The sequence below is a fragment of the Niveispirillum sp. BGYR6 genome (genome assembly GCF_027568365.1).
In the GTDB taxonomy this organism is placed as follows: domain Bacteria; phylum Pseudomonadota; class Alphaproteobacteria; order Azospirillales; family Azospirillaceae; genus Niveispirillum.
The window spans coordinates 54,855-70,676 of record NZ_JANLNL010000006.1 but is presented as its reverse complement, the minus strand read 5'-3'; the positions used below and the strand labels follow the sequence as shown (position 1 = coordinate 70,676).

At 63.8% G+C, this 15,822-nt stretch carries 12 protein-coding genes; 5 read left to right on the top strand and 7 right to left on the bottom strand.

Going from position 1 to position 15,822, the window contains the following annotated elements; genetic code table 11:
• Nucleotides 1-24: 24 nt before the first annotated feature.
• The 4 genes from cysG to nirB form a co-directional block, all read right to left on the bottom strand.
• A complete protein-coding gene (gene cysG, locus PCJ49_RS14325; protein ID WP_269911499.1) occupies nt 25-1,491 on the bottom strand; it encodes a siroheme synthase CysG in 1,467 nt (488 codons plus the stop codon).
• Nucleotides 1,466-4,114 carry a nitrate reductase gene (locus tag PCJ49_RS14320; RefSeq protein ID WP_269911498.1) on the bottom strand — a complete coding sequence of 883 codons (2,649 nt, stop codon included), beginning with the start codon at nt 4,112-4,114 and terminating at the stop codon, nt 1,466-1,468. The genes cysG and PCJ49_RS14320 overlap by 26 nt, the downstream gene beginning before the upstream one ends.
• Before the next feature lie 188 nt (nt 4,115-4,302).
• Nucleotides 4,303-4,626 (bottom strand): nitrite reductase small subunit NirD, encoded by a 324-nt coding sequence (gene nirD, locus PCJ49_RS14315; RefSeq protein ID WP_269911497.1) that lies wholly within the window; start codon nt 4,624-4,626, stop codon nt 4,303-4,305.
• 5 nt (nt 4,627-4,631) lie between these two features.
• Nucleotides 4,632-7,109 (bottom strand): nitrite reductase large subunit NirB, encoded by a 2,478-nt coding sequence (nirB, locus tag PCJ49_RS14310; RefSeq protein WP_269911496.1) that lies wholly within the window; start codon nt 7,107-7,109, stop codon nt 4,632-4,634.
• Nucleotides 7,110-7,798: 689 nt separating this feature from the next.
• Here nirB and PCJ49_RS14305 point away from each other — a divergent pair.
• The 5 genes from PCJ49_RS14305 to PCJ49_RS14285 all read left to right on the top strand — a co-directional run bounded on the left by PCJ49_RS14305 (nt 7,799) and on the right by PCJ49_RS14285 (nt 12,984).
• Nucleotides 7,799-9,169 (top strand): NarK family nitrate/nitrite MFS transporter, encoded by a 1,371-nt coding sequence (locus PCJ49_RS14305; RefSeq protein ID WP_269911495.1) that lies wholly within the window; start codon nt 7,799-7,801, stop codon nt 9,167-9,169.
• Between the two features lie 192 nt (nt 9,170-9,361).
• Nucleotides 9,362-9,949 carry an ANTAR domain-containing protein gene (locus tag PCJ49_RS14300; protein WP_029013390.1) on the top strand — a complete coding sequence of 196 codons (588 nt, stop codon included), beginning with the start codon at nt 9,362-9,364 and terminating at the stop codon, nt 9,947-9,949.
• A gap of 2 nt (nt 9,950-9,951) precedes the next feature.
• Entirely contained in the window at nt 9,952-10,977 is a 1,026-nt protein-coding gene (locus PCJ49_RS14295) for a CmpA/NrtA family ABC transporter substrate-binding protein (protein WP_269911494.1), read from the top strand.
• 135 nt (nt 10,978-11,112) lie between these two features.
• Complete coding sequence (locus PCJ49_RS14290) at nt 11,113-12,114, top strand: phosphoglycerate dehydrogenase (RefSeq protein ID WP_269911493.1); 1,002 nt, start codon at nt 11,113-11,115, stop codon at nt 12,112-12,114.
• Nucleotides 12,115-12,207: 93 nt separating this feature from the next.
• Nucleotides 12,208-12,984 (top strand): GntR family transcriptional regulator, encoded by a 777-nt coding sequence (locus PCJ49_RS14285; RefSeq protein WP_269911492.1) that lies wholly within the window; start codon nt 12,208-12,210, stop codon nt 12,982-12,984.
• Between the two features lie 61 nt (nt 12,985-13,045).
• Here the strand turns inward: PCJ49_RS14285 and PCJ49_RS14280 are convergent, their stop codons facing one another.
• The 3 genes from PCJ49_RS14280 to PCJ49_RS14270 form a co-directional block, all read right to left on the bottom strand.
• Nucleotides 13,046-13,843 (bottom strand): MipA/OmpV family protein, encoded by a 798-nt coding sequence (locus PCJ49_RS14280; RefSeq protein ID WP_269911491.1) that lies wholly within the window; start codon nt 13,841-13,843, stop codon nt 13,046-13,048.
• Nucleotides 13,844-14,030: 187 nt separating this feature from the next.
• Nucleotides 14,031-14,339, bottom strand: coding sequence for a DUF4387 domain-containing protein (locus PCJ49_RS14275; protein ID WP_269911490.1), 309 nt, complete (start codon nt 14,337-14,339; stop codon nt 14,031-14,033).
• Nucleotides 14,339-15,724, bottom strand: coding sequence for an acyclic terpene utilization AtuA family protein (locus PCJ49_RS14270; protein ID WP_269911489.1), 1,386 nt, complete (start codon nt 15,722-15,724; stop codon nt 14,339-14,341). The genes PCJ49_RS14275 and PCJ49_RS14270 overlap by 1 nt, the downstream gene beginning before the upstream one ends.
• Nucleotides 15,725-15,822: the final 98 nt, after the last annotated feature.

Here is a 15,822-nt window from a genome sequence, read left to right as displayed (position 1 = left end):
AGCGCCCCCCCTTTTCGTCAACATTTATGTATTCGACATTCCATAGAGCGGCGGGTCGTCATGGCGGCACAGCTGGGGGGTAACCGCCGCCCATCCCGGCGCTTGCGCCACGGCATTGCCAATCAGGATAAGCGAGGGGGCGGTGCCGTCGATCAAAACTGACCCGCCTGCCAGGGCCGTAAGAGGGGCGAACTGCACCTGCATATCCGGCCGCGTTGCGTTGGCCACCAGTGCCGCTGGCGTCTGGGCGGGAAGGCCGGCCCCGATCAGGTTTTCGGCAATGGTCGATAACCGATCGCGGCCCATATAGAGTGCCAGGGTGGTGGAGGGATCGGCAAGGCTGGCCCAGTCGATCAGGTCGGTTTCCGCTTCCGTCCGGCAATGGGCGGTAACGATGCGCAGCGACCGGGCGACACCGCGATGGGTAAGGGGGATGCCCAGCTGCGCCGCCGCCCCCATGGCGGCGGTGATGCCGGGCACGATCTCCACACCCACGCCCTGTTCGCGCAGGAATGCCGCTTCCTCCCCGGCCCGACCGAAGATGAAGGGATCGCCGCCTTTCAGCCGCACAACGCGCTGGCCCCGCCTGGCCTCACTCACCATCAGCCGGTTGGTGAATTCCTGCGGCACTGACCGGCAGCCGGCCCGCTTGCCGACGGAGATCAGCCGGGTTTCCCGGCGGGCCAGCGCCAGGATGCTGTCGGGCACCAGCGCGTCATGCAAGATGACATCGGCCGCGGCGATGGCCTGCACGGCCTTTACGGTCAGCAGGCCGGGATCGCCGGGGCCGGCGCCAACCAGGGTGACCGATCCGGTGGGAGGCTGTTTTCTCGGCTTTGCCAGGGCCGTTTCGATGGCCTCAATGGCGGCGGCTTCCGGCAAGCCCATAAGCTGGTCATCGGTAAAAAGCGCGTCCCAGAAACGCTGACGGTCGCGGAACCCCGCCAGGGCCGCCCGCACCTGCTGGCGACACCGCGCCGCGGCACGGGCGATCCCAGCATAAGAGGCGGGAATGGCCAGTTCCAGCCGCTGCCGGATATTCCGCGCCAATGCCGGCGCACCGCCCCCGGTGGAAATGGCGATGATGAGCGGCGACCGGTCCAGGATGGCCGGAACAGTGAAATCGCACTGGTCCGGCACGTCGATGACATTCACCAACACATTGCGGGAAAAGGCAGCAGCGCGGAGGCGATCCGTCAGTTCAGCATCACCAGCCCCGTCGAAGGCGAGCGTGGCACCGTCCAGCAGGCCGGGGCGGAACTGCCGTTCGATCCGGGAAATGGCACCCTGGTCCACCAATTCGGCCATCTCAGGCGATAAATTTTCTGCCACCAGCAGGATATCCGCACCGGCTCGGGCCAACAGCCGCGCCTTGCTGGCAGCAGCCTCCCCACCGCCGACCAGCAGCACAACCCGTCCGCGCAGGTCCAGAAAGATGGGGAAATAGGGCATGGGTTCGGCCCGGTCAGGCAGCGGCGACAGGTGCGACATGGCGCAAAATCTCCTTGATCTCGGGCAGGCAGGAACCGCAGCCGGTGCCGGCCCCGGTCAGACGGCCGATATCGGCTGCTGAGCAGGCGTTCCCGCTGCGGATGGCGGCGTCGATGGCATGGCGGCCAACATTGTTGCAGGCGCAGATCAGCGCGCCTTTCGTGGCACAGGCATCGGCCTCTGGCCGACGTCCAGCCAGCAGCCGGGCGCGATCCGTTGGTGACAGGGTGGGCTGGGTGAACAGGCCGGTCAGCCAGTCGGTGGCAAGGCTGGGCAGATCGGGGGCGGCGAACAGGCAGGCCACCAGCCGCCCCTGATCCAGCCAGGCCCGGCGGACCAGGAAGCGGCCCGGATCGGTGAATTCCACATGTTCGCAATCCGCCAGCTCTGCCAGTACCGGCAGGGTGTCGCCCGCCAGCCGGTAATGCTGGCACGGGCCGGCATCCCGGCGCACCCAATAGGGGATGTTGGACAGGTCCAGCGGGCGGCTGGTCATCAGCAGGGCCTGCCATTGGGTGACCAGCCGTTCCACCCGCACCGACACATGCTTGCTTTCCGGCTGGCCGGAGATGGGGTCGACATGGCCAGCGATCAGCCGTCCGATCCCGCCATGGCTGGCAAAATTGTCGTTCCAGTGCATGGGCAGGAAGATCTGCCCCTGGGCTTGCGCCTCCGTCACCGCCACCCGCATCAGCACAGCGCCCTGCAGGCTGGTGACGCGGGCGATATCGCCCTCCATCAGGTCGGCGGCCAGGGCATCCTGCGGGTTAATCTCCAGCAACGGTTCAGGCCGGTGGGCCGACAGGCGGGGGGCCAGCCCGGTGCGGGTCATGGTGTGCCATTGGTCGCGATAACGGCCGGTATTGGCGATCAAGGGGAAGCGCAGGGAAGGCCGTTCCACCGGCGCCTGCTGGCGCACCGCCACCATGCGGGCCTTGCCATTGGCATGGCTGAACCGCCCGTCGCCATAAAGCCGGTCTGTTCCCCGCTTGGCCCCCGCCGGCAGGGGCCATTGGAAGGGGGCCATCTGCTGGTAATCGCCGTCCCGTACCCGCGCCATGGCGCCGATATCAAAGGCGCGCAAGCCATCATTTTCAAAATCCGACAGGGCGGCATGTTCGCGGAAAATCTCCACCGCCGTGCGATAGGAGAAGGCCGCCGCAAAACCCATGGCCCTGGCCACCTGGGTCATGATCCACCAATCCGGTTTCGCCTCCCCCGGTCCGGCCCGGAAAGCGCGCTGGCGGGAAATCCGCCGTTCGGAATTGGTGACGGTGCCGTCCTTCTCCCCCCAGCCCAGCGCCGGCAGGCGGATATGGGCATGGCGCAGACTGTCGGTATCCGTGACGATATCGGAAACAATCACCGTGGAGCACAAGGCCAGCGCCTCGCGCACCAGATCGGATTCCGGCAGGCTGACGGCGGGGTTGGTGGCCATGATCCACAAAGCCTTGATCCGCCCGTCGCGGATGGCGCGGAACATGTCCACCGCCTTCAACCCCTGGCCGCCCTTCAGCGCCGGTGCCTTCCAGAACCGGCGCAGCCGTTCCACATCCAGCGGGTCATCGGGGTTCATATGGGCCGCCAACTGGTTGGCCAGCCCCCCCACCTCCCGCCCGCCCATGGCATTGGGCTGGCCGGTGACGGAAAAGGGGCTGGAACCCGGCTTGCCCACCCGGCCCGTGGCCAGATGCACATTCAGGATGGCATTCACCTTGTCCGTCCCGCGTGAGGACTGGTTGACCCCCTGGCTGAACACAGTGACGGTGCGCGGCGTGGCGGTGAACCAGTCGTAGAAGGTGGTGAGGTCGGCGGGGTCCAGGCCGCAGCTTTCCGCCACATCGGCGGCATCGGCGTATGCTGCCTCCAGCGCTGCCTCCAGCCCCTGCACATGGCGGAGCGCATAGTCGCGGTCGATGGCACCGGCCTGTTCCAGATGGGCCAGCAGACCGTTGAACAGGGCGACATCGCTGCCGGGTTTCAGGGCCAGATGCAGATCGGCCAAGTCCGAACTGGCCGTGGCGCGCGGGTCGATCAACACCACGCGGGTGCTACGCTGCTGGCGCGCCGCACGCAACCGCTGGGCCAGCACCGGATGGCACCAGGCGAGGTTGGAGCCGACCAGCACCACCAGATCGGCCAGTTCCAGATCCTCATAACATCCCGGCACCACATCGGCCCCAAACGCGCGTTTGTGCCCGGCGACGGTAGACGCCATGCAGAGCCTGGAATTGGTGTCGATATGCGGGCTGCCGATGAAGCCTTTGATCAGCTTGTTGGCGACATAGTAATCCTCCGTCAGCAACTGGCCGGAGACGTAGAAGGCGACGGCATCCGGCCCATGGTCGGCCAGGGTGGCCAACAGCCGGTCAGCCACGGCGCGGATGGCGCTGTCCCAGGGGATGGGCTTGCCATCCACCATCGGCTGGGTCAGGCGTACATCGCCCTTGGCCTCCGCCGTGACGGTATCAATCAGGGCCGCCCCCTTGGAGCAGAGGCGTCCCTTGTTGGCAGGATGGTCGGGATCACCACCCACAGCCCAGCCATCGCGCGTGGCACTGACGATCACGCCACAGCCAACGCCGCAATAAGGACAGGTGGTGCGGATTTCGGGGGTGGACATGGGGGCTCCGGGTTGGGGGGAGTCTGTCGTGAACATCGAGCCGGACAGCGCCGCTTGCTCTTTCCTGCCTCCCCCGCGAAAGCGGGGGTCCAGGGCCATCAGAACAACGCTTTGGTGCCCTTGGCCCCTGGACCCCCGCTTTCGCGGGGGAGGCAATTAAGATGGAATTGCGAAAGAGGAATGCCCCCCTACCCCACCAACCCCAGCAGCACCCGATCCCCCTCCACCCGCACCGGGATATGGCCGGTGCAGCCTTCATCCGGGCCGGTCGCCGCACCGGTGGCAAGGTCGATCACCCAATTATGCAGCGGGCAGGTCACGGCATGGCCGTGGACAATGCCTTCTGACAGAGGCCCCTTCTTGTGCGGGCATTCATCGCGCAGGGCGAAGACCTGATCATCGATGGTACGGAACACGGCGATACGGCCAGCCGGGTGTTCCACCCGCCGCGCGCCCTGCACCGGAATGTCGCAGAGCTGGCCAATATCTTTCCAATCAAGCGGACGGTGCATGATGGTCACTCCACAGTAGCAAGCGTGCGGAAGTCACGGGCGGCGGCGGTGCCGGGGGCGCGTTCGGCCCAGGGGTCGACCTGGGCATGGCGCTGGCTGGCCAGGAACCGTTCATGCAGGGCACGGCGGTTTTCTGAGTCATCCACCACCCGCGCCTTCACAAAATCCAGCCCCACCCGCTCAATCCAGGGGGCCGTGCGTTCCAGGTAATGTGCTTCTTCGCGGTAAAGCTGCATGAAGGCGGCGCAATATTCCTGCACCTCCGCTTCCGTCGTCACCTTGGCCAGCAGGTCGGTGCCGCGCAGCTTGATGCCACCATTGCCGCCGACCAGCAGATCGAAGCCGCCATCGGTGGCGATGACGCCGAAATCCTTGATGGTGGCCTCTGCGCAATTCCGCGGGCAGCCGGAAACGGCCATCTTGAACTTGTGTGGCGTCCAGGAACCCCAGGTCATGCGTTCCAGATTGACGCCGACCTCCAGCGATTTCTGCGTGCCAAAGCGGCACCAGTCCGACCCGACACAGGTTTTCACCGTGCGCAGCGACTTGCCATAGGCGTGGCCGGAGACCATGCCCGCCGCATTCAGGTCTGCCCAGACGGCGGGAAGATCATCCTTCTTCACACCCAGCAGGTCGATACGCTGGCCACCCGTGACCTTCACGGTGGGGATGTCAAACTTCTCCACCACATCGGCGATGGCGCGCAACTCGCTGGCATTGGTCAGCCCGCCCCACATGCGCGGCACCACGGAATAGGTGCCGTCCTTCTGGATATTGGCGTGGACCCGTTCATTCACGAAGCGGCTGGCGGCGTGATCGATATAGTCACCGGGCCAGGAGGCCAACAGATAATAGTTCAGCGCCGGGCGGCAGGAATGACAGCCATCGGACGTCTTCCATTCCAGCGCCTGCATCACATCGGGGATGGATTTCAGCCCCTGCACGCGGATCAGGCGGCGCACGCTGTCATGGTCATGGTCCGTGCATTTGCACATCGGCTTGACGCCGGCGGCCTGATAATCCCCGCCCAGCGTATGGGCCAGCAAGCCCTCCACCAGACCGGTGCAGGAACCACACGAAGCCGATGCCTTGGTGCAGGCCTTCACCGCATCCAGCGTGGTCAGGCCCTTCTCATTGATCGCCTTGACGATGGTGCCCTTGCAGACGCCGTTGCAGCCGCAGATTTCCGCCGTATCAGGCAGCGCCGCAACGGCGGCGGTAGGGTTTGCCGCACCGCCTTCCGTGGGTGCGAAACCCTGACCGAAGATCAGCGTATCACGCAGCGGGGAGACATCCTCCCCCGCCTTCAACAGTTGGAAATACCAGCCACCATCACCGGTATCGCCATACAGCACCGCCCCCTTGATGCGGCCTTCTTCCAACACGATCCGCTTATAGATGCCGCGCCCGGCATCGCGGAACACGATATCTTCGGTCCCCGGACCGCCGCTGAAATCGCCGGCGGAGAACACATCCACGCCGGTGACTTTCAGCTTGGTGGAGGTGACGGAGCCGGCATAGCCAACGCCCTTGCGCCCGGCCAGATGGTCGGCCAGCACCTTGGCCATCTCAAACAGCGGCTGCACCAGGCCGTAGCAGGAGCCACGATGCTGCACGCATTCACCCACCGCCATGATGGCGGGGTCGCTGGTGACCATATGGTCATCCACCAGGATGCCGCGCCCCACCTCCAGCCCGGCGGATGTGGCCAGCCTTGTATCCGGGCGGATGCCGACAGCCATCACCACCAGATCGGCGGGCAGTTCGGTGCCATCCTTCAGGGCCACGCCGGTGACATGGCTGTCGCCCAAAATGGCGGCCGTGTCAGCCCCGGTCAGCACGGTCAGCCCGCGCCGTTCCAGTTCCTTGGCCAGCAGATGGCCGGCAGAGGCATCCAACTGGCGTTCCATCAGATGGCCGGCCAGATGCAACACCGTCACATCCATGCCGCGCGCCTTCAGCCCGACAGCGGCTTCCAGCCCCAGCAAGCCACCGCCGATCACCACGGCATGGCCGCCCTTGGCGCTGGCGGCCAGCATGGTATCCACATCATCCACATCGCGGAAGGTGACAACGCCGGGCAGGCGGGCACCGGGAATGGGAATGACGATGGGCATGGAGCCGGTGGCGATCAGCAGCCGGTCATAGGGGCATTCCAAGCCGGATTTTGTGATGACGACCTGCCGCTGGCGATCAATCATCTCCACCGCGTCGCCGGCATACAATGTAATGCCGTTGTCGCTGTACCAATCCCGATCATTGATGACGATCTGGTCGAAGGTCTTTTCCCCCGAGAGCAGCGGCGACAGCATGATGCGGTTGTAATTGACCCGTGGTTCGGCGCCAAAGACGCTGATGTCATAAAGGCCGGGAGCCCGGTCCAGCAATTCTTCCACGGCGCGGATACCGGCCATGCCGTTGCCGATCACGACAAGGCGGGGCTTGGGGGCGCCGTCGGGGGGAGAAGAATGGTTGGTCGTCATGTCGGTCCATCCTCGCTCGCGCAAAAAATGCGCAATAAAAAAGGCGTCCGACCATGCAGCCGACCCGCAAGGGATCAGTCACATGTTCGGACGCCATTATCCGGTGGGGCCCGGCCTTGGGCACCCTATGGTGCCACCCCTTCCAGGGCGGCAGGGGCCAGCAGCGTTGCTGGCCTGCCCTGATCTTAGCGAAAGCCGTGCCAACCGGGGCACAGGACGCTAACCGTTTGATAAGGCTTGAACCTTAAAATATGAGGCTGAAAGCAGGACAAGGAGCGCGGATAATTATTGCGCAAAATCAAGGCAGCTGCCGACGGAAGCCTTTAATTTGTGCAACAGCGAACAGTCCTCCCTTGCACCGATCCAGGGCCAAAAGCGTGATTATCCTTATTCATCAACCCCCTACCGCATTGCACCGGAATTGGCATGACCGTTGCTGATAGTGCAGCGCTCCCGACGCAGGGAGAGAAACGACATCGTCCAATGGCGGACGACCAGGCAATGGCGCCTGAAACCGATCACACGGCCCCCCGGCCGGATCGGCGACAGGTGCCTTATCGCATGGCCGCCCGCAGCGTGGATGATATCGTGTTGGATATCGTGACGGTGCGGATGGCCCGACGGGTGAACTCAAGCGGCCGCGCGCGGACAATCAAGCGCCAGCGGCCCGGGACGTAGGGGCTCGCACGATGGAAATCCGGCATAAAGCAACGCGCATCGACCTGTTCTCCTTGAAGACAGTGCAAATGCGCGCCTTTCACCTGACGTGGTTCGCGTTCTTTCTCTGCTTTTTCGGCTGGTTCGGCATCGCCCCCCTGATGGCGGTGGTGCGGGAGGATTTAGACCTGACCAAGGCCCAGATCGGCAATACCATCATTGCCTCGGTCGCCATCACGGTGCTGGTGCGGTTGTTGATCGGGCCGCTTTGCGACCGGTTGGGGCCGCGTAAAACCTATACGGGGCTGCTGGTGCTGGGCTCCATCCCGGTGATGTGCATCGGGCTGGCCCATTCCTATGAAACCTTCCTGCTGGCCCGGCTGGCGATTGGGGCCATCGGTGCCTCTTTCGTCATCACCCAGTATCATACCTCGGTGATGTTCGCGCCCAATGTGGTGGGCACGGCCAATGCCACCACGGCCGGCTGGGGCAATCTGGGCGGCGGGATCACCCAGATGATGATGCCGCTGATCATGGCGGCCATCGTGTCGCTGGGCGTGGAACAGACCATGGGCTGGCGTCTGGCCATGGTGGTGCCGGGGCTGGTGCTGCTGGCGGCGGCCTGGCTTTACTGGAACTTCACCCAGGATTGCCCGGAGGGCAATTTCGCTGAACTGCGGTCCAGCGGTGCGCTGGCTGCCGGGCGCGATGGGCTGGGCGGCCTGCAGAGCTTCGCCGTGGCCGCCCGCGATATCCGTGTCTGGGCGCTGTTCATCGCCTATGGTGCCTGTTTCGGGGTGGAACTGACACTGCACAATATTGCGGCGATCTATTTCTTCGACAAGTTCAAGCTGGATCTGGCCACCGCCGGCATGATTGCCGGTCTGTTCGGTGCCATGTGCCTGTTTGCCCGCACGCTGGGCGGCTTCATCTCTGACCGGTTGGCAACCAAATCGGGCCTGCGGGGCCGGGTGCTGCTGCTGTTTGCTGTGCTGTTCCTGGAAGGGCTGGCGCTCATCCTGTTCTCCCAGATGGGGGTTTTGGTCGCCGCCGTAGCAGCCATGATGATGTTCTCCATCTTTGTGCAACTGGGCTGTGGTGCCACCTTTGGCATCGTCCCCTTCATCAACCGCAAGGCACTGGGGGCCGTGGCCGGCATTGTTGGCGCCGGCGGCAATATGGGTGCGGTGGTTGCCGGGTTCCTATTCAAATCTGAAAGCCTAAGCTATCAGCAAGGACTGTTCTATCTGGGGATCGGCGTTACCGTTGCTTCTTTCGCGGCACTGGCCATCCGCTTCTCGCCCGAGGTGGCGGCGGAGGAAAAGCGCCGGCTGGAAGCGGCATTGGCCGAACGGGATGCAGCGGCACGGCAGACGGGTGGCGTGGTGGTGGCCGCGGAGTAAGGGGAATGGGGTGGCATCGGCGGGTGCCACCCCATACACGGATAGCCCATCGTCACCGTCACCCCGGCCTGTGCCGGGGTGACGGTGGAGAGGAGTGGAAGGTTTCCCCTCAAGTCATCCGTACCTTACTGCACCCGAAACTCTCTACGATCTCCGCAAACAGCCAACGAAACAGGCACCAAAAAACCGACCATGGGCAATGCCGATCTTTCCATCCTGATCATTGATGGCAGCCCCGACCGGGCGGCGGTGGTGGAGCGTGGGCTGGTGGAAGCCGGTTGGGTGCGCGTTTCCACCATCGGGCCTTCGGTCAATCTGCTGGCCCGCATCCAGGCGCTGGCCCCGGATGTCATCATCATTGATCTGGAAAACCCAGACCGCGACACGCTGGAACAGATGTTCCAGGTCAGCCGGCTGGTGCAGCGGCCCATCGCCATGTTCGTGGACCAGAGCGACAGCCAGATGATCCATGCCGCCATTGAGGCTGGCGTCAGCGCTTATGTGGTGGATGGCTTGCGGCAGGACCGGATCAAGCCGATTGTGGAAACGGCGGTCAGCCGCTTCAACGCCTTTGACCGGCTGCGCCGGGAACGGGACGAGGCGCAGGCCAAATTGCAGGACCGCAAGCTGGTGGAACGCGCCAAGGGCCTGCTGATGAAAAACCGGGGCTTGTCGGAAGAGGATGCCTATACGCTGATGCGGCGCACGGCCATGAAGCAGAACCGCAAGCTGGCCGATATCGCCCAGAGCGTGATCACCGCGTTCGAGATGGAGTTGTGAGGATGGCCGACATCGTCAAGCTGGGCTTCGCGCCGCTGGTGGATTGCGCCATTCCCGTGGTGGCGGCGGAACAGGGGTTCGCGGCAGCGGAAGGTATTGATCTTGTGCTGGAGCGGGCAAATTCCTGGGCGGCCCTGCGTGACAAGCTGGCCTTTGGCTTGGTGGATGGCGCCCATCTGCTGGCACCGCTGGCCCTGGCCATGCATCAGGGCATCGCTGGAATACCCGCTGTGCCGCTGGTGGTGCCGATGACATTGGGCCTGGGCAATAATGCCATCACCCTGTCAGCAGCACTCCACGCCCGCATGATGGCCGTGGCACCAGCAATCATGGCCGGCCCCCCCGCGCAGCGGGCCCGCGCGTTGCGGCAGGTTATCGATGCTGACCGGGCGCGCGGGCTGGCACCATTATCCTTTGCAACGGTCTTCCCCTTCTCCTGCCATCATTATGAATTGCTGAACTGGCTGTCCGACGGCGGGATCGATACGCGGACGGACGTCAATATCGGCATCGTCGCCCCGCCGCGCATGGTGGAAAGCCTGACCAGCGGCTGGATCGACGGCTATTGCGCCGGGGAACCGTGGAACGCACTGGCGGTGGCGCGCGGCGCCGGCCTTATCGTTGCGACCAAGGCCGATATCCGGCCCGGTGGCGTGGAAAAGGTGCTGGCCTTGCGGGCGGACCAGGCCACGCCGCACCGGGATCGAACGGTTGCCCTGGTCCGGGCCATGGTGCGCGCGGCAAGCTGGTGCCATGACCCGGCCAACCATGGGGCGCTGGCGCAGCTGCTGGCGGAACCCTGCTATGTCGGCCAGCCGGCCGAACTGATCGCCACCACCTTGGTGAAGGCAGAGGCAGCCAAGGCGGCGGACAGCCGTCCCCATCTGGCGCAGGCGCAACAGCTGGTGGCGGATATGGTACGTGCCGGCCAACTGGCTCCGGATACCATACCCGATGCCGATATGTTGGGCGCCCTCTGGACCCCCACCTATCACGATCTGGCCCAAGGCACTTTCAACGCGGGCTGATCCTGAAGCCCCCTTTTTCCTGTCAACGGCGGTTTTTCCCATCTGTCATGTCAGTGCTTTTTTGGATTCATATTGAAATATTTTTGGATGCAATAATATAGTGACATGCGTTTTCCCAGATTATGAGCCGATCCCATGTCATCTCCTGCGAACCGGAAAATTGTCGTCACCCAGCGCTTCTTTGATGATCGTTCCCGCGCCTATCTTGAGACACATGGTTTCACTGTTGAGGTTGTGCCGCTGCCGCCGGGCCTGGGCGACGGTGATCTGGACAGCGGTACCCTGTGCCAGAAACTGGATGGTGCCGTCGGCTGGATCGTTGGCCATGCGCGGGTCACCCGGGATTTGCTGCAGGCCCTGCCCGGTTTGCAGGTGATTGCCCGACGGGGGGTTGGATATGACCGGGTGGATGTGGAAGCCGCGCGCGAACTGGGGCGCGTCGTGACCATCGCCGCAGGCGGTAATGATGCGTCGGTCGCTGACCACACAATCGGCCTGATGCTGGCTGTCGGCTGTCGTTTCCGGGAATCACAAGCCCGCATGGTGGCTGGCGACTGGTCGATCCGCAGCGGCAGCGATCTGTGTGAAAAGACCGTCGGGCTGGTGGGTTTGGGCCGGATCGGCAAAAGCGTCGTGCGCCGGCTGTCTGGCTTTGACACCAAAATCCTTGTCCATACGCGCACCCCTGATCCCGATTATGCCAGCCAAGCGGGGGTTCAGTTCACCGACCTGGATCAGATTTTGCTAGAGAGCGACTATATCAGCCTGCACGCCCCCCTGACGCCCCAGACCCGGTTCCTGATCAATGCCGCCGCCATCGCTGCCATGAAGCAGGGTGCCATCCTGGTCAATACCGCCCGCGGCGGGCTGGTCGATGACGCCGCCTTGCTGGAGGGATTGCGCAGCGGCCATCTTGGGGGGGCCGGGCTGGATGTCTTTGTCAGTGAAGGTGATCCAACCTATCGGCCCATCACCGATGCGCTGCTGGCCTTGCCCAATGTGGTGGCCACCCCGCACGCTGCCGCTTCCTCCCATGAAGGGCTGGCACGGACCAATCTGGTCGCCGCCCGCTCCATCGTCGCCGTGTTGAAAGGGGAAACGCCGCCGCCCGGCAGCATTGTCGCCGATGGTCGCTGAGCGGGATCGGGGCTTTCAGGTTGCATGATGCCGGGACGATTGCTTTAACAGAGGCAGGATGACGCCGGCTTGGCGGTGACTATGGGGGCTTTTGTGGGCGAAACCGAAATGGTGACGATGGATGGGCCGGAGCAGGAGGATACCCTGGCCGATCCGCAGCAGACCGAGCCGGCCACCCATTCCGTCCTGATGCGCCTGCGCGAGATGATCGTGACCGGCAAGATCGCGCCGGACAGCAAGCTGCGCGCCGAGGCGCTGGCCACCCTGCTGGACGTATCGCGCACCCCCATCCGCAGCGCATTGGCCGTGCTGTCGGCAGAGGGTTTGGTGAAGTACAGCGTCAATCGCGGCTATACGGTTCGTGCCGTGACCATCGGTGATGTGTTCGACAGTATCGAGGTGCGGGCCACCCTGGAAGGCATGGCTGCCCGCGCCGCCGTGGAACTGGGCTGGGAGCCCGATGCCTTGCAGCGCTCCGCCGATCTGGTGGCGCAGGCCCGCGCCATTCTTGATCGGGGTGAATGGTCCGAACCGATTGAATGCGCTTGGTACGAGTTGAACCGTCAGTTCCACCGCTCGATCATGATTGCGTCACGCAACGAGGTTTTGCGCAATGCCGTGCGCATGACCCTGATCTATCCCATCCTGGGTGATGCGGCACGCCTGTGCCCCAGCCTGGCCGCCAGCATCGCACCCCGGCACCGGCAATTGCCGGCTACGCCACCCGCCCATATTCTGGAATCCCAAGCGGAACATGAAACCTTGCTGACCGCCTTCCGGCAGGAGGATGCCGCTCTGGCCCAGCGCCTGATGGTGGACCATGTCCTGACCACAAAGCGCCGCCTGCACGCCATCGTCATTCCCCGCTGACAGGTGGAATAGAAAGCGCCACCGCCGATAGGGAACCGGCGATGGCGCCCGAAGGCGATGATCAGAAACGGTAGCCGATGGCGATCGCACCGGAGAGCTGGCTGGCGCTGCCTTCCAGATCCACGATGGGGCTATCCTTGAAATCGCCCATCAACTGTTTGTAATTGCCCAATAACTGCACACTCCAGTTTTCGCTCAGCGCGTAACCCACCTTGGCGCTGATACCGACATCGCGCACGCCACCGCCAGGATTGTAGACAGGAAGACCGCTGACGGTGGATGCCGCCGGGGTGATGCCGAAATAGGTTTTGGCGTATTTATCATCAACATAGGTCAGGCGTACGCTGGTGCCCACCGACCAGCGGTCCCCCAGCTTGCGCCCATAGGTCAACCCGACCGAGCCGATGGCACCATCATGGGTGTCGGAAACATCCACCTGATATGTCGCATCCAGGGTCAATTCGTCCCGGCCGCTGAAGATGCCCTGCCAGCCATAGCGGATAAAGCCGCCGGTTTCGACCGCATCATCAATTTCCGGCAGCAGGGCGACGCGGTCATTCTTGACCTTGTCGTCGCGGCCATTGGCAAAATCCACCATCGGCCCCAAGGCCAGATGCGGGGTCAATTCCATACCAAGGCTAAGCTTCATGCCTTGGGCTTCCAGGAAATAGCGGTCATAGGCAAACCGGCCCTCGACATAGGGGGTCAGCTCCATATCGTCGGAGCCGAGATAATCCGGGCGGGCACCAACGCCCGCAACCAGTTCAGCTGACCATTGCCGCGCCGGTGCTTCATCGGCAAGCACCGGGGTGCCGGCCGCCCAGGCAGCCAGCAGGAAAGGGAGGCGGAGGCCTCGCATGATCAATTCTCCTCGTGAAAGAAGGACGTCGTCCCTCCCAGGGACGGGGGCTGCGGCGATCTTGCTGTCGCGCTCAAGCCACCCTTATTGATTGCCACCTGTTCGGGCTCATCAGGCCCGGAGGCTCCCTTTAACGGGCACTGGCTGGAACGATGCCGTTCCAATAGCCGCCCGGAACTCGAATAAATTAGGCCAGCTCGACATCCAGCAGCCGCACGAACTGCTGACCGCAATGCATGTCGCGCTCCACCATCCCCCCTTGCGGGCTGGTTCGGGCGTGGGAGATTTTCACCATATTCAGGCTGGGCACCGGGTAATGCTGCACCAGCGCCGGGTCGGCCCCATAGAGGCGCTGGAACGTGTCCGGCCCCAGGGCGGGATGGGCGTGATAGGCGCGGAATTTTTCCGCCCCATCGAAAAACAGATCAAAGGTAACCCAGAAGGGACCGGCATTCTTCGACCGGACATGGCGGCAGACATCTTTAAGCTTGACCATCACACCGCCTCCTCTTGGGCCATGTCGATCCACACGGTGCGCACCAGTTCCATCGGGTCATCCAGCGCCACCACATGGTTCAGCAGGAACTCGTAGACCGGGCCGCGATCAATATCCGCCGGGCTGAAGGCAAAGCCGTAGCTGGGCAATTCCTCATCCATCAGCACGGGGAAATGGAAGAAATAGGGGTTACAGGCCTTGGCGATCTGCGCGGCCATTTCCTGGCTGTCGGCGGTGGCGACGAACAGCACGCCGATTTCCCGCGGGGCCGCCGTGCCCGGTGGCGGCCTGTCACCGGAGACCGCGTTCCAACCATAGAGGCGCAGGGAGATATGGAAATCGCCCGCCGCCGGGCCAATGGTCTTGTGAACCCGGTCATAAAGGGCGGCCAGCATCCGGTCGTGAAACGCATCCACATTCGCCAGGACGTGCGGGTCCTGGATGCCGATCAGCATGATGGTCTGGAACCGCCGGCTGCCCGCCCCTTCCAGCTTCATTGTATAGGGCTGCGGTCTCCAGACCGATCCGGTGACCGCCACCGTTCTTGCATCGCGCTGGCGATAGACCGCTGCCGTCACATCCAGCACGCCGCCGGGTTCGGTCAGCAGGAAGGGATTGCTGTTTTCATACAGCATGTGAGCGGAAACGCTTTCCGGGCTGCAGCGATTGTCCGGGGACAGCGGCTCCACCTCGAACCCACCGGCACCGATACTGATCAGGACGCCGGCGCTGGCAATGGGGGAAACGGTGCATTGCGCCCCGCATTCCGCGATTTTCGCCGCGTGCCACGCGGCACCGACATCGGCCCCCTTCAGCAGGGCGAAACTGGCCAGCACCGCCGTGTCGGTGGTGCGCCCCCCCAGGATGATATCAGCACCGGCGGCCAGGGCGGCCATATAGGGTTCTGGGCCCATGACGGCGACGATATGGTCGCAGGCGTCTATGGTCGCATCCGCAAGCGGACCCAGGGGCGGCAGCGGGCTGACCTTCCCCGTCTTGTTGTAACGTTTCAGCGTTTCCTTCTCCTGCTCGCAATAAAGCAGGGCGATCTTGGGACGCAGGCCCAGTTCCTGCGCCACCTCCAGGGCGATATCGCGGGTCCAGTCCAGGTTGCGGTCGCCGCCGGCCTGGCCGCTGGTGCCGACAATCAGCGGGATACCCGCATCCGCCGCCGCCCGCATCAGGATGGTCAGGTCGCGCTTCACGGAGCCGCGATTATTCTTGGAGATACCCAGCGCCAGATAGGCCGCCCCGCTGTCGGTGGAGCCGGCATCGGTGGCGATGGCATGGGCACCACAGGCGATGCCATAGCGCACCTCATCTTCACGCGCGCCAGCGCCCAGCGACCCGGTGGGGACCAGGATTTTGATCGGACCGTCCATCATGCTCAATCCAGGTGATTGGGGCCTTCATCAAGGCCGTGGAAGGGAGAGTGGTTTATTGAATTCATTAAGTCAAGTTTTTGGATGCAAAATTTGACTCA